At 51.8% G+C, this 14839-nt stretch carries 13 protein-coding genes and 3 tRNA genes; 4 read left to right on the top strand and 12 right to left on the bottom strand.

What is annotated here, in order from left to right; genetic code table 11:
- Positions 1 to 15: 15 nt before the first annotated feature.
- From dnaB to rnr, 7 genes are all read right to left on the bottom strand, one after another.
- Positions 16 to 1404: a replicative DNA helicase gene (dnaB, locus tag L1X57_RS11335; protein ID WP_009721684.1), complete on the bottom strand. Its 1389-nt coding sequence runs from the start codon at positions 1402 to 1404 to the stop codon at positions 16 to 18.
- 332 nt (positions 1405 to 1736) lie between these two features.
- Positions 1737 to 2183: a 50S ribosomal protein L9 gene (rplI, locus tag L1X57_RS11330; protein ID WP_009721683.1), complete on the bottom strand. Its 447-nt coding sequence runs from the start codon at positions 2181 to 2183 to the stop codon at positions 1737 to 1739.
- A 15-nt stretch (positions 2184 to 2198) separates the two neighbouring features.
- Positions 2199 to 3050, bottom strand: coding sequence for a hypothetical protein (locus L1X57_RS11325; protein ID WP_039868430.1), 852 nt, complete (start codon positions 3048 to 3050; stop codon positions 2199 to 2201).
- Positions 3051 to 3062: 12 nt separating this feature from the next.
- Positions 3063 to 3290 (bottom strand): 30S ribosomal protein S18, encoded by a 228-nt coding sequence (gene rpsR, locus L1X57_RS11320; protein WP_009097135.1) that lies wholly within the window; start codon positions 3288 to 3290, stop codon positions 3063 to 3065.
- A gap of 33 nt (positions 3291 to 3323) precedes the next feature.
- Positions 3324 to 3707 carry a 30S ribosomal protein S6 gene (gene rpsF / locus L1X57_RS11315; RefSeq protein WP_009721681.1) on the bottom strand — a complete coding sequence of 128 codons (384 nt, stop codon included), beginning with the start codon at positions 3705 to 3707 and terminating at the stop codon, positions 3324 to 3326.
- A gap of 212 nt (positions 3708 to 3919) precedes the next feature.
- A complete protein-coding gene (gene rlmB / locus L1X57_RS11310) occupies positions 3920 to 4717 on the bottom strand; it encodes a 23S rRNA (guanosine(2251)-2'-O)-methyltransferase RlmB (RefSeq protein WP_039868428.1) in 798 nt (265 codons plus the stop codon).
- A gap of 2 nt (positions 4718 to 4719) precedes the next feature.
- Positions 4720 to 7125 carry a ribonuclease R gene (rnr, locus tag L1X57_RS11305; RefSeq protein WP_009721678.1) on the bottom strand — a complete coding sequence of 802 codons (2406 nt, stop codon included), beginning with the start codon at positions 7123 to 7125 and terminating at the stop codon, positions 4720 to 4722.
- 245 nt (positions 7126 to 7370) lie between these two features.
- On the opposite strand from rnr, the gene L1X57_RS11300 reads away from it, so the two are divergent.
- The 3 genes from L1X57_RS11300 to L1X57_RS11290 all read left to right on the top strand — a co-directional run bounded on the left by L1X57_RS11300 (position 7371) and on the right by L1X57_RS11290 (position 7802).
- A tRNA-Leu gene (locus L1X57_RS11300) sits at positions 7371 to 7457 on the top strand.
- Between the two features lie 129 nt (positions 7458 to 7586).
- A tRNA-Leu gene (locus tag L1X57_RS11295) sits at positions 7587 to 7673 on the top strand.
- Positions 7674 to 7715: 42 nt separating this feature from the next.
- Positions 7716 to 7802: transfer RNA gene (locus L1X57_RS11290), tRNA-Leu, on the top strand.
- Between the two features lie 177 nt (positions 7803 to 7979).
- On the opposite strand, the gene L1X57_RS11285 is transcribed toward L1X57_RS11290, so the two are convergent.
- Both L1X57_RS11285 and L1X57_RS11280 read right to left on the bottom strand, forming a co-directional pair.
- Positions 7980 to 8843, bottom strand: coding sequence for a DNA/RNA non-specific endonuclease (locus L1X57_RS11285; protein ID WP_009721676.1), 864 nt, complete (start codon positions 8841 to 8843; stop codon positions 7980 to 7982).
- A 60-nt stretch (positions 8844 to 8903) separates the two neighbouring features.
- Positions 8904 to 9179, bottom strand: a complete 276-nt coding sequence (locus L1X57_RS11280) for an Lrp/AsnC family transcriptional regulator (RefSeq protein ID WP_009721675.1) — start codon at positions 9177 to 9179, stop codon at positions 8904 to 8906.
- 258 nt (positions 9180 to 9437) lie between these two features.
- Between L1X57_RS11280 and L1X57_RS11275 the strand changes: the two genes are divergently transcribed.
- Complete coding sequence (locus L1X57_RS11275; protein WP_009721674.1) at positions 9438 to 9752, top strand: high-potential iron-sulfur protein; 315 nt, start codon at positions 9438 to 9440, stop codon at positions 9750 to 9752.
- Positions 9753 to 9832: 80 nt separating this feature from the next.
- On the opposite strand, the gene L1X57_RS11270 is transcribed toward L1X57_RS11275, so the two are convergent.
- From L1X57_RS11270 to L1X57_RS11260, 3 genes are read right to left on the bottom strand one after another with little or no spacing between them, the layout of a single operon-like run.
- Positions 9833 to 11395: a SpoVR family protein gene (locus L1X57_RS11270; RefSeq protein WP_009721673.1), complete on the bottom strand. Its 1563-nt coding sequence runs from the start codon at positions 11393 to 11395 to the stop codon at positions 9833 to 9835.
- A gap of 20 nt (positions 11396 to 11415) precedes the next feature.
- Entirely contained in the window at positions 11416 to 12705 is a 1290-nt protein-coding gene (locus L1X57_RS11265; protein ID WP_009721672.1) for a YeaH/YhbH family protein, read from the bottom strand.
- Between the two features lie 18 nt (positions 12706 to 12723).
- Positions 12724 to 14646, bottom strand: a complete 1923-nt coding sequence (locus L1X57_RS11260; protein ID WP_009721671.1) for a PrkA family serine protein kinase — start codon at positions 14644 to 14646, stop codon at positions 12724 to 12726.
- Between the last annotated feature and the right edge of the window lie 193 nt (positions 14647 to 14839).

Below are 14839 nucleotides of genomic sequence, written 5' to 3'. Positions count from 1 at the left end.
CCCCCAACGCTCAAGTTAATCGCCGAACGCTTCGCCGTAGCTGTCGGGCGCAAGGTCTTCGAAGCGTGTGTATTTACCAATAAATGCCATATGTACCGTACCGATAGGCCCGTTACGCTGTTTACCAATAATCAGCTCAGCAATCCCTTGGTTGTCAGGGTTGTCGGGGTTATACACTTCATCTCGGTAAACAAACGCAATGACGTCGGCATCCTGCTCAATCGCCCCCGACTCCCTCAGATCCGACATGACAGGACGCTTATTGGGGCGCTGCTCCAACGAACGGTTAAGCTGTGAAAGTGCCACAACAGGGCATTGAAACTCTTTTGCCAGCCCTTTCAGCGAGCGTGAAATCTCCGATATCTCACCGGTACGGTTTTCAGAAAAACCAGGAATCTGCATCAGCTGAAGATAGTCAATCATGATCAGCGCCATATTGCCGTGCTCCCGCACCACTCTACGCAAGCGCGAGCGCATTTCGTTAGGTGATAGCGCGGCAGTGTCATCTATAAACAATTGCTTGTCTTTGAGCAGGTTGACCGCCGACGTCAATCGGGGCCAATCTTCATCTTCCAATTGCCCCGAGCGCACTCGGGTTTGATCAATTCGGCCCAGCGAAGAGAGCATACGCAGCATCAGCGATTCCGCAGGCATCTCCATGGAGAACACCATCACAGGCTTATCACTAGCAATAACCGCATGCTCAACCAGGTTCATGGCAAAGGTGGTTTTACCCATTGACGGACGGCCAGCAATAATAACCAAATCTGAGGGCTGTAAGCCTGAGGTCATTTCATCGAGGTCACGAAACCCCGAGGAAAGCCCCGTCATTTCACCTTTTAGATTGAACAGCTCATCAATGCGATCAACGGCTTTGGTGAGTAGCTCGCTCATGCCGATAGGACCACCGGTTTTCGGTCGCTCTTCGGCAATCTGAAATACTAATCGCTCAGCTTCGTTGAGCAGCTCATCAGCAGGCCGACCCTGAGGTGAAAACGCCCCATCAGCAATTTGATTGGCCGCACGGATTAACTTACGCAGCGTCGCCCGTTCGCGAACGATATCGGCATAGGCACGAATATTACTGGCGGAAGGCGTATTGCGAGCCAGCTCAGCTAAGAATGCCAAACCGCCCACGGTATCCAGTTGATCACGGGCTTCTAACGCTTCTGATAGCGTTATAACGTCCAGCGGCTGCCCAGATTCGGCCAAATGAATCATCACATTGAATACCAAGCGATGTTCATAGCGGTAAAAATCATCCGCCACCAACCGCTCCGAGACATTATCCCAGGCCTGGTTATCCAACATTAGCCCACCTAGCACCGACTGCTCCGCCTCAAGAGAATGCGGCGGCAGCTTTATCGCTGCCGTTTCCTGATCAGCAGAAGGCTGGTCCTGCATAGTGAGCTCCTTAATAATAAAGCGTAGCCAATGACGATGACTATCTTAGCGGGACAATCTCAAACCCACCATAAGCGACTGCCCCACGCCAAGCGACGTTCAAAAAAACTCGACCAACCCTGCAAACATTTTTGACCGATGCTTAGAAACTATATGATTTAAAACGATAAATAATTTAAAAAGAAAAGTAGCTTAAAAGACAAGCTGCTTGAATGACAAAAATCTTAAAAAAGAGAATTTAAAAGACAAGGTTCTTAAAAGACAAGGCTCTTAAAAGACAAAGGGCGCGGGAAAACCCGCGCCCTTTGAGGCGTCAGCGTTGGCGAGAGCGTTTACTCTGCGACAACAACCACGCGGACAACAGCATCTACATCTGCATGCAGGTGTAGAGAGATGTCGTATTCGCCAGTTTGACGAATCGGGCCCTGCGGCATACGTACTTCGCTCTTGGCAACTTCGATGCCAGCAGAGGAAATAGCGTCGGCCAAGTCACGAGGACCGATAGAGCCGAACAGCTTACCTTCATCGCCTGCTTTAGAAACCAACGACAATTCGATGTCGTTAAGCTGCTCAGCACGCGCTTCAGCTTCTGCTTTACGCTCAGCGGCTTGGGCTTCAAGCTCAGCACGCTGGGCTTTGAATGCTTCAACGTTATCTTTGGTTGCCGGCACGGCTAGGCCGTAAGGAACCAAATAGTTACGACCATAACCGGGCTTTACAGTGACTTTGTCACCCAGGCCGCCCAGCTTACCAATGTTGTCGAGCAGAATGACTTCCATCTCGTAAACCTCTTGTCAGTTGCTGCGGGCAAGGCGTGCGCGAACGTTCGCGAATGTATCAATCAGCCCCAACAGCAGCACAATGAGAATCGTGGGCCAGGTCGTGATCAGCAGCACATAAAATGCCACCAGCCACAGCCCGTTCATCCCCTTTATTCCAATAAACCCATGCACTAGCGCAATGCCAGCTACCAGCAGTGGAATCCAACCAAGCATTGCCAAAGCGTGCGCTCCCAACACCATACCCACCACACCAAGCACGACTAAAACAGCGAGCTCTTTGGGCGATAGGCGCAGTGCGTGAAACTCTTCGCGGAAGCCGCCTGGGTTATAAAGCCCAGCTTGCCAGCTTCGCGCCAACGCTAAACACGCAATAGCGGCCAACAGCACCACCAGGCCTGTTACACCACCGATCACCATAGCGGCGAGCGTGGGCGCATCAATACCTTGGTTAGCAAACTCTGTCAGCATGCGATCAATCTCGGTAGAGCTTTCTCGCAGTTGCTCCAGCATTAACTGTGTTCCACCTGGCGGTATAAAAATGCCGAGTTGAACCATAACCGCTGCCGCTAATGTGCCAACGATTAACGCTTCACTCCAACGCATCCTCTCACGCAGGATAACCGCCATCAGAGTTACTAGCAGTACGCTAGCAAGTGGAATGACGTCACCTTGAGACCACCAAAAACCCGCAGGTAGTGCAGCAGCGATGATTACCGGAAGCGCAGGTGCAAAACCTTTGCGTAGGGTAACTAACGCGGCGATGGCTGCCCCTAACCAGAACAGCCAAGGCACTAGCGTCGCTAGCGCCGCCCCGCCAATGGCATAGGGCGTGCTCCGCATGAGCCATCTCGCCAGTGCCAGCATCACGTTAAACGCTTACTGATGGCTATCGGAGTAGGGCAGCAGTGCCAGGTAACGCGAACGCTTGATAGCAGTCGCCAACTGACGCTGATAGCGTGCTTTGGTGCCGGTGATACGGCTCGGAACGATCTTGCCGGTTTCGGTGATGTAAGCCTTCAGCGTGTCGAGATCTTTATAGTCGATCTGCTTGACGCCTTCAGCAGTGAAGCGGCAAAACTTACGGCGACGGAAAAAACGTGCCATGGACTAGCTCCTTAAAACGTGCAGTGGATGGAATTAGGCAGTTTCTTCTTCAGCTTCTTCAGCGCGCGGTTTGTCTTCGCGACGCGGACGCTTTTCTTCTGCCGGCTTCATCATCGGAGAAGCTTCGGTGATCGCTTCTTTGCAGCGAACAACCAAGCTGCGAATGATGGCGTCGTTGAAACGGAAGATGTTCTCGATTTCTTCGAGAGTCTCGCCGGTGCACTCAACGTTCATCAGCACGTAGTGGGCTTTGTGGATCTTGTTGATCGGGTAAGCCAAGTGACGACGGCCCCAATCTTCCAAGCGATGCACAGTGCCACCGTTTTCGGTAACAATGCTGGTGTAGCGCTCGACCATAGCCGGCACTTGCTCGCTCTGATCCGGGTGGACCATAAACACGATTTCGTAATGACGCATGGAATCTCCTTGCGGTTTGGCAGCTTCCGGTGTGTATTGACACAGCTGTATCAATGACGACAGGGAAGCAAGGAGTTAACTGAAATGCCCTTTACTCACCGCGAACGATGTCATTTGGGGCATCAAGCAGAACTGTTTTTCGTATTAACTGTTAACCAATACGAGCGCCCGCTTAAAGTTAAACGGGCGCAGGCATTCTAGTGGGCTAGTGCTTAACTTGCAAGCTGCCGCTGCCGAACGGCTTCAAACAAACATATGCCCGTCGCGACCGATACGTTCAGGCTAGACACCTGCCCTGCCATAGGCAGCTTTGCCAAGTTATCGCAAGCCTCCCTGGTTAATCGACGCATGCCCTTCCCTTCAGCACCCATGACTAACGCCGTAGGGCCGGTCATATCAATTTCAAACAGGCTGGCGTCTGCTTCACCTGCGGTGCCGGTAATCCAGACACCGGCATCTTTTAGCTTGGCCAAAGTACGAGATAGGTTAGTGACTTGGTAAACCGGCACTACCTCAGCGGCACCGCAGGCAACTTTTCGTACAGTTGCATTTAGCGGAGCGGCTTTGTCTTTGGCTACGATCACCCCATGAGCCCCCGCAGCATCAGCACTACGTAGGCACGCACCAAAGTTATGCACATCGGTAACACCATCCAACACCAACAGCAGCGGCGGTGCAGACGCCTGCCAGGCACGCAGCTTTAACCACAACGACTCTTCCCCTTCAGGAACCAGTGGCGGGCAAAATGCCACGACGCCCTGATGAGCTGCACCCTGAGTGAGCTGATCCAGCAGGTCACGGGGCTGCTCTTTAATGCGCGCACCACGGGACTGAGCACTCGCGACCACTTCTTTCAAGCGGTTACCCGCTCCCTGCTGTACCCACAATTCACGGGGCGTTTCGCCCCGCTCAAGTAGGCTTTCCAAGGCGTGAACGCCATACACTTGGTCTAGCCCATCCGGAGTACGAACAGCCGGACGCGAGCTACGTCGAGACGACGACGATTTCATGCTCAACCCTTATTCGGTGATGGTTTACGCGGGCCATTACGCGTGCGTCTTGGCCCACGGCGCGTCGGCTGCTTGTCTGTTGATGCTGCCGCCTTGTCAGCGCCACCTTCTTTTCCAGCACCACCTTCTCCACCACGACGTTTGCGCGGCTGGCGGCGTGGCCGAGGTTTCTCGTCAGCAAGGCCAAAGTCGATCTTACGATCATCCATGTCTACCCGCGCAACCTGAACCGTAAGCCCGTCTCCCAGGCGGTACGTCGTGCCAGTGCGCTCACCTTTGAGACGATGCTTCTCTGCTTCGTAGTGGTAGTAGTCAGAAGGCAGCGAGGTGACATGCACCAACCCTTCGACATAGAAATCATCCAGACGCACAAACAAGCCAAACTGAGTCACCGAGGCGATAGTACCGTCGAAAGTTTCGCCCAGCTTATCGGACATAAACTCACACTTAAGCCAACTTTCAACATCACGAGTTGCTTCATCAGCCCGCCGTTCGGTCATCGAGCAGTGTTCACCCAGCTCAAGCATTTGCTCGAAGGTATAAGGACACCACTTGCTTGGCGGATCAACCGGTGCACCTTCTACCCGGACCACCGTATTGGTTTGGCGCGGCCCACGAATAACCGAGCGAATGGCACGGTGCACCAACAGGTCGGGATAACGACGAATCGGCGAAGTGAAGTGCGCATAGGCCTGGTAAGCCAAGCCAAAGTGTCCCTCATTCTGAGGCGAATAAACCGCCTGATTCATTGAACGCAGCATGACGGTTTGAATGATGTCAGCATCCGGGCGATCAATAATCACTTCCCGTAACGCTTGATAATCCTGGGGCGTCGGCATATCGCCACCGCCAACAGAAAGCCCGAGCTCACTCAAGAACAGACGCAGCTTGTCAAGGCGCTCTGGCGTTGGGCGCTCGTGAATACGATACAGAGCGGGCAAGTCGTGCTTATCCAGGAACCGCGCGGTGGCCACGTTGGCCGCCAGCATACACTCCTCAATTAGCTTATGAGCATCGTTGCGGGTGCGCGGCACAATTTTTTCAATCTTGCGCTCATCATTAAAGATAATCGCCGTTTCGGTGGTATCAAAATCAATCGCACCACGCTCTTCCCGGGCACTACGCAGCAGGCCATAAAGCTCGTGCAGATTTTGCAGCGGCTTCACCAGCGCCTTGTGTTCATTGCGTAGCGCTTCGCCCTCGTCACTCTCGTTATCGAGAATGGCTGCCACCTTGTTATAGGTCAGGCGAGCGTGGGAGTTCATTACCGCTTCATAGAACGAATAGCGGCTAATGGCACCCGTCTTGGAGATATTCATTTCGCAGACCATCACAAGACGATCTACTTGGGGATTTAACGAACACAAGCCATTTGAGAGAAGCTCAGGCAGCATCGGCACAACTTGGCCCGGGAAGTACACCGAGTTACCCCGTGTACGCGCTTCATCATCAAGCGCGGTTCCAGGACGCACATAGTGCGACACATCGGCAATCGCCACCAGCAGCTTCCAACTACCCGACTTGGTCTTCCATGCACACACCGCATCGTCAAAGTCTTTGGCGGACTCATCGTCAATGGTGACCAAAGGAAGCTCACGCAGATCGACTCGGTGTTGCTTATCTTCCTCTAACACTTCTGCTGAAATACCGCTGGTTTGATCAAGCACTTCTGGCGGAAATTCCGCTGGGATATCGTAGCTACGAATCGCGATATCTATTTCCATGCCGGGGTCCATTCGCTCACCCAGCACTTCGATAACTTCGCCGACCGGCTGAACACGCGTAGCCGGTTGCTGGACGATTTTCGCAGATATCACCTGCCCGTCTTTCGCGCCAGCACTCGCGGTATGAGGAATGATAACTTCTTGAGTAATGCGTGGGTTCTCAGGAATCAGCACACCAAACTCAGGTGAGTTGCTACGGTATACACCCACAATCGTTTGCGTGTTTCGCGCAATCACATCAGCGATAGTGGCCTCGTCACGACCACGACGGTCGCGGCCACTAACACGCGCCAGCACATAATCACCGTGAAAAACACGGCGCATCTGACGTGGAGGCAACACTAAGTCCGGTTTTTTGCCATCTTCACGAAGCAAAAACCCAAAGCCATCTCGGTGGCCAAGCACTTTGCCCTTAATCAGATCTAGCTTGTCGATCAGCGCGTAGGCTCCTCGACGATCGCGCAGCACCTGACCATCACGCTCCATGGCAGCCATACGACGACGAACAGCTTCAAGATGATCTTCATCTTCAATGCCGAGCATGCGGCTCATGTTTTCGTGGGTTATTGGCTTGCCGTACGTTTCCAGGGCAGCTAATAAATACTCGCGGCTGGGCGCAGGATTATCATACTTTTGCGCCTCGCGCTCGGCGTGCGGATCATCACTCAACGTCCAGTACTTCATGCGATCAACATCCTTGATAGCGTTTGCGGGAGGCGGACAGCTTGCGCAGGCGCAGTGCGCTGCGGGCGAGGGGATTCAGCCACTGATTGGCTGAAAAACGTCATGTTTTGTTTGGTCATAGCTGCATTATAGCGCTGCCAGTTCAATCACCCAACCACCTAGCGCGGCAATTGTGCGATTTTAGTGATAAAAACAGTAACCGGGTCTTGCATTTAAGCGAGGCCTCGGTATCATACGCGCCACTTGCCCAGATGGCGGAATTGGTAGACGCGCTAGCTTCAGGTGCTAGTGTCCGTATGGACGTGGAGGTTCAAGTCCTCTTCTGGGCACCATCCTATATCGTGTTACCCCCTTTTCATGATGTAAAATGGTGCAGCGGCAAGCAGTAGTATTGGAAGTAGTGCTGAAAAATAGTACTGGACAATAGTACTAAAAAAAGCATCAGCAAAATGTTTGTATTCGCCCAGGTGGCGGAATTGGTAGACGCGCTAGCTTCAGGTGCTAGTGTCCGTATGGACGTGGAGGTTCAAGTCCTCTCCTGGGCACCATACGAATACAAACAGCAGTAAGATCAGTAGCAAAAATGATGTGCCCAGGTGGCGGAATTGGTAGACGCGCTAGCTTCAGGTGCTAGTGTCCGTATGGACGTGGAGGTTCAAGTCCTCTCCTGGGCACCACTTCAATGGTTTAATTCACATCATCTTTGATCAACATCCCACCATCTGCTTTTAGTAATTCATCTGCAATGCTTCCCTCTTAACGTTCTCACTGTTTATCTATAGAAACCCTAGTTTAAAAAATCTTACTTAAAAAACCGCTCAAGCGAATATCTTCGCTCTCACGGTATTTTTGCATTACTGGAAACGCCCAGGACGTCGCGCGACCTCTTCTAGCGCCCAGCCTTGAGTACGCAGTTGCCCTTCCAACACAGCTTCACGCTCTGCCGACAAATCAGGGAAGAAGTTCAGCCCTGTAAGCGACTCGATCTCATCGATAGTAACCAGATAATCGTCTAACGGCTCATTACCACGAACGTCTTGCGGCATGATAAAGGCAAGCGCCAGCGGTGCCTCTTCATTCGGTACAACGATGATCTTATAAAATGCTACTGGCACTTCCACAAAACCAACGCGATTAAATACATTGTCCATGAAGCGCTCTGGAAAAATGGGTCCAGTAATCACCTGCAAACGATCAAAGCGCGGTGCAAAATGATCCATCACTGATTCTTCAAGACGCTGCCACAGCTGGCGATTCAAATTAGGCCGCTGAGGCGTCATATTACTCATCAAGAAGGTATCGATCTGAGCATGACGGCCGTGTACCGCTGCAATGGCGTAGTTAGGTGCTAAGTGCCCGCGATCATAGCCACTGCCGGAATAGCTATCCGTACCTATTGGCCATAACGTGCGCCAGTCAGCTTTAAAATTAGGCCGCGGCCCAATACGAGTATCATCGGACACCGCTTCAACCTGATAACTGACCCAAAGTGGATTTGCCCGTATATCTGACCACCCCGCCAAGAAACCATCGTTTCTTAGCACACGGTGAAACGTTGTTGGATGCAACCCATCCCAAGTAGGCACCCCCATCCATGTATAGTCATCCTGATGTTGACGCCCCTGAAACTCCCAAAGCCCCGTTCCCACAATGACAAAAAGCACAGCGATACCGAGGCGTTTTCCCTGACGACGCCAGCGCGAAAGCGATTTTCCCAACAGTCTTACTCCCTATAGTAATGATTCTGCATCCTGCTTTTATGTCAGGTAATTTATCAGTTACCAGCCCAGGGAAAACATCGTTTCTAGGTCGTGACGGGAGTGCACCTGCATCGCATTCAGCGTTTCGGTATCGCTAATGCCCTCTACAGCGTTTAGACGCTCCGTGACCAGTTCAGCAAGGCTTTCAAAATCAGGGGTACGGGCAATAGCGACCAAATCATAGCGACCACACGTCGAATAGACTTCACTGATACCGTCTACATCAGCAAGGCGCTCAGCGACAGCTTTTACCTGACCTTTTTCAGTATTGATTAAAATCACAGCGTTTTGCATAGCACCCCCAACAACAGCGTTAATAACAATCTAATCGGCAAACCAGAGGCGAGTATAACAGGCTGTTTGCTAGGGCCAAGCTCCGCTCAATGGCGTGGCCAATTGTCGCGCTCCTCATAAGGTTATTCGCACTAATTTTGAGCATGCGCTAGCATGGACTGGAGAACTCCGGTTTATAAGATTTGTCGGAGTATTAGAGGTGGTTCACCACCCAATAACATAAGCAAAAACGTCAAACCGTGACGATAAGGAGACACCATGGCTAATCAGAGCCGTCGTAAGTTCATGCGTAACAGCGTAATGGGCCTCGCCGCCCTGCCATTTGGTGCTGGCATCCTGTCGAAGACTGCTTTTGCCCAGGAACTGCCTCGCCTTGATCCATCTAATTCTACCGCCCAGGCACTTAACTACGTTGAAGTAGCCAGTGACGCAAGCGATCACCCGGCCTATGAGGAAGGCGAACTGTGCTCAAACTGCATGTTTTTTAATGCAGAAAATGAAGGTTGCCAGCTGTTCCCGCAAAATAGCGTCGAGCCTGACGGCTGGTGCCAGTCCTGGACTGCCCAAGGCTGATGTTAATAGCCGACTAATTTTGGCGACACAATCAGGCTTGAACATTACCCCGCGCTTGCCGCGGGGTAATTATTTAGCTCTTAACTAACGTCGTTGCTCTCCTCTTCAATCGGCCACCGGTAACGACGCGTAACACGCCCCTCCTCCATTGAGACCAAGTGCACCGGAAACCCCCATAGCTGCTGCAAATGGCGAATCACCGGATATACGCTGCGACCAAGAGGCCGACGGCTATCTTGTACATGGTGTAAGGTCAACGAACGATCCCCCCGTATAGCCGCCTCGACAACTTGAATATTTGGCTCACGCACCGATAAGGCGTATTGGGTTGAAAGTGCCTCGCGTACTCGCCGATAACCTCGCTCATTATGAATTGCCGCCACTTCCAGTGTTTCCATCTGATCATCATCGACAATTAGGAACAGCTTGAGATCGCGCATCACTTTGGGGGATAAGAACTGCTGTATAAACGACTCATCCTTGAAATTGCGCATAGCAAACTCGACGGTATCGCGCCACGGACTACCGGCAATATCAGGGAACCACTCTCGATCTTCATCGGTTGGCGCGTCACAAATCCGTTTAATGTCCATAAAGATCGCAAAGCCCAGCGCATACGGATTAAGTCCGCTGTAGTGCGGGCTATCAAAGTCTGGCTGATTGATAACCGCTGCATGGGATTGCAAGAACTCCAGCATCAGGCCTTCATTCACCTTGCCTTCATCATATAAGCGGTTCATTAGCGTATAGTGCCAAAAGCAAGCCCACCCTTCGTTCATCACCTGTGTTTGCCGCTGGGGATAAAAATACTGCGCTAGCTTACGCACGATACGCACAATTTCACGCTGCCAGGGAGCCAGAAGCGGCGCGTTTTTTTCAATAAAGTAGAGCAAGTTCTCCTGGGGCTCGGAGGGATAAAGCCCTCCGCTATGCAGGCCAAGCGGATCTTCATCACTATGCAGACTACCCGGTAGTGGAGAAACGCCATTGGGCGCATCAGGAATCGTGCTCCATAACATATTGACCTGGGTTTGCAGGTAAGCCTCGCGCTCTTCTTGGCGCCTTACCTCCTCTTCAGCAGAAATAGGTGAGGGTCGCTTGTAGCGGTCTACACCATAGTTTTGTAGTGCGTGACAGGCATCTAACAATTGCTCGACCGCATGAACACCGTGGCGCTCTTCACACTGGGCAATATACTTACGAGCAAATACTAGGTAATCAACGATGGAATCGGCATCGGTCCAGGCGCGGAACAAGTAATTACCTTTAAAGAAAGAGTTATGCCCATAGCAGGCATGCGCAATGACCAATACCTGCATCATTAACGTGTTCTCTTCCATTAGATAGGCGATACATGGGTTGGAGTTAATCACCAACTCATAGGCGAGGCCCATCTGGCCGCGCTTATAGGCTTGCTCGACGGCAAGAAACTGCTTACCAAACGACCAGTGGTGATAACCTACCGGCATCCCTACGCTCGCGTAGGCATCCATCATCTGTTCGGTGGTAATCACTTCTATCTGATTGGGATAAGTATCTAGACGGTACTCATCGGCGAGCCTGGCGAGTTCTTCATCGAACCGTTCCAACACACTAAAATTCCAGTCGGAACCGGTCGCTATTGGCTTGCGGGCTACACTCATGGCGTACTCCTCGGTTCGCGTTACTGCTCTTGACTCAACCGACGTTTAAACAGTTCACGGAAGACGGGGTAGATATCCCCAGCATCAACAATTTGGCGCATCGCAAACCGTTCAGGAAACTGCGCGGCGACCGTTTCATATTCATGCCACAGCGACTGATGCTCATGAGGAGTAATTTCCACATACGCGTAGTACTGCAACTGCGGCATGAGCTGTTTAACCAGTAAGTCCCGGCAAATGTTCGAGTCATCATCCCAGTTGTCGCCGTCCGATGCCTGGGCGATATAGAGGTTCCACTGCTCGGCGGGGTAGCGTTTTTCGATGATTTTATTTACCAGGGTGAGCGCGCTGGAAACGATAGTGCCACCGGTTTCACGGGAGTAGAAAAACTCCTCCTCGTTTACCTCCCGAGCAGCCGTGTGGTGGCGCACAAACACTAGCTCTACTTTTTCGTAATGCTTTTCCAAAAACAGATAGAGCAATAAGAAAAACCGCTTAGCGATGTCTTTATGGTTTTGAGTCATGGAACCAGAAACGTCCATCACACAGAACATCACCGCTTGGCTCGAAGGCTGAGGCTGGGCCGACAGCTGGTGATAGCGCAGATCATAGGTATCGATAAACGGTACCCCTTCAATGCGCTTCTCCAACCGCTCTATTTCTGCCTTTAGCTCAACAATTCGTGCTGGGTTGCGCAACACCGGATCCTTACGCTCTTCCGCGGCGAGCGCCTCTTGAGCCTCTTTCAACGCACGCTTAATGGGTGCGCGCATAGCGATACGGCGCGCGTAGGCTTCGCGCATTGATCGGGTAATGCTAATTCGTGACGGCACCCCATCACGCGCCAGCCCCGCACGCACCATTTTTATCTCTTCAAGTGACTTCAATGGCTTGCGTTGCAAATGGGGCAACTCAAGACCATCAAACACAAACTCCAAAAACTCCTCGCGGCTTAGGGTGAATGCAAACTCGTCGTCACCTTCTCCTTGATTGGAAGCCCCCCCTTCGCCCGCGCCATCTCCGCCGCCCTGTCCGTTAGGGCGGCGAATTTTATCCCCCTCTAAAAACTCTTTATTCCCCGGCGAGACGATTTGTCGTGCTCCCCCTGGCCCGTGCTGAAACACGGGCTCAGAGATGTCCTTGGTAGGAATAGATACCTTCTCACCCCGCTCCATATCGGTAATGGAGCGGCGGTTAACCGCCTCCTCCACCGAACGCTTTATATGCTTGCGATAACGTTCCAAAAAGCGCTGCCGATTGACCGCGCTTTTATGCTTAGCGTTAGGCCTTCGATCAATAAAGTAGGTCATATGACCTCCGATTATCCGCTACTGGGACTTGCGCACGCGTAGATACCACTCTGAAAGCAGCCGAACTTGTTTTTCGGTATAGCCACGATCAACCATGCGCGCCACAAAGTCCTCGTGCTTCTTCTGGTCTGACTTCGACGCCTTAGCATTAAACGAAATAACCGGTAACAGCTCTTCAGTATTAGCAAACATCTTATGTTCGATAACGCCTTTGAGCTTTTCATAAGACTGCCAGCTGGGGTTCATGCCATTATTTTGCGCACGCGCCCGCAATACGAAATTAACCACTTCGTGACGGAAGTCTTTCGGGTTAGAGATGCCCGCTGGTTTCTCAATTTTTTCCAGTTCGTCATTCAGCGACTGACGGTTCAACAATTCGCCCGTTTCGGGGTCGCGATACTCCTGATCCTGAATCCAGAAATCCGCATAGGTCACGTAGCGATCAAAGATGTTCTGCCCATACTCGCTGTAGGATTCCAAGTACGCCGTTTGGATTTCCTTACCAATGAAATCGACATAGCGCGGTGCCAGAAACTCTTTGATAAAGCCAATGTAGCGTTCAAACACCTCAGAAGGCAGTTGCTCACGCTCTAGTGCTTGCTCTAGCACATACAGCAAATGCACAGGGTTCGCGGCGACTTCAGTGCCGTCGAAGTTAAACACTTTAGAAAGTATCTTGAAGGCGAAACGAGTAGATAAGCCCTGCATGCCCTCATCTACACCTGCCGCATCACGATACTCCTGGATCGACTTCGCTCTAGGATCGGTATCTTTCAGGTTCTCGCCGTCGTACACACGCATCTTAGAATAGATGCTCGAGTTTTCGGGCACTTTTAGCCGCGAGAGCACTGAGAATTGCGCCAACATACGCAGCGTATCGGGGGCGCAGGGAGCTGCGTTAAGTGAGGAGTCTTCAAGCAATTTCTGGTAAATTTTGATCTCTTCGGAGACCCGCAGGCAGTAAGGCACTTTGACGATATAGACACGATCTAAAAACGCCTCGTTATTGCGGTTGTTGCGAAATGCCTGCCATTCCGATTCGTTAGAGTGGGCTAAAATCACACCGTCAAAAGGAATTGCCCCCATGCCTTCTGTGGGGTTGTAGTTGCCCTCCTGGGTGGCAGTAAGCAGCGGATGCAGCACCTTAATCGGCGCTTTAAACATCTCGACAAATTCCATCAGCCCCTGGTTAGCTCGGCAAAGCCCGCCAGAGAAGCTGTAGGCATCCGGGTCATCTTGAGAGTAAAGCTCTAACTGGCGAATATCGACTTTACCCACTAATGACGAAATGTCCTGATTATTTTCATCGCCAGGCTCGGTTTTAGAGATGGCAATTTGATTCAACCGCGAGGGATAAAGGCGTACCACCCGAAATTGGGAAATATCGCCGCCCGCCTCTTTTAAACGCTTAGCCGCCCAAGGTGACATCACGCTGCGTAGATGACGCTGGGGAATGCCGTATTCCTTCTCTAGCAGTTCGCCATCTTCTTCTGGCGAAAACAGCCCTAGCGGTGACTCGTACACCGGCGAGTCTTTAATGGCATAGAACGGGATACGCTCCATCAGCAACTTCAAACGCTCAGCTAACGACGACTTACCGCCCCCCACTGGCCCGAGTAGATAAAGAATCTGCTTACGCTCTTCCAGCCCCTGAGCCGCGTGACGGAAGTACGCCACAATTTGCTCAATGGCTTCTTCCATACCATGAAACTCAGCAAATGCAGGATAGCGGCGAATCACCTTGTTCGAAAAAATGCGTGATAGACGCGGGTCTTTCGCCGTGTCGATCACTTCAGGCTCGCCAATGGCCTCCAGCATACGCTCTGACGCGCTGGCATAAACCTTTGGGTCACGGCGACAAAGCGCCAGATACTCCTCTAGGCTCATGTCCTCTTGCTGAACGCGGGCAAATCGGTCTTGAACGTGATCAAAGATGCTCATGGAACTCTCCTGTGGCCCATCCCCCAGCAGCTACCGCCAAGCCCAAACATCAAGCGGTGTGCAATACGAGGTGTTGCTCTATCAGCGTAGTCAGCATTAGCAAAAAGTGATGACTAAACCTTCAACGCACAATTTTTAATAATTTGAGCACAGCGGAAGAGATTAAGTTGCGTTGAATACGTGATCATCATAA

The sequence above is a fragment of the Halomonas sp. TD01 genome (assembly GCF_923868895.1).
In the GTDB taxonomy this organism is placed as follows: domain Bacteria; phylum Pseudomonadota; class Gammaproteobacteria; order Pseudomonadales; family Halomonadaceae; genus Vreelandella.
Note: the sequence above shows the minus strand (reverse complement) of the source record. Positions and strands in the feature narration are given on the sequence as shown.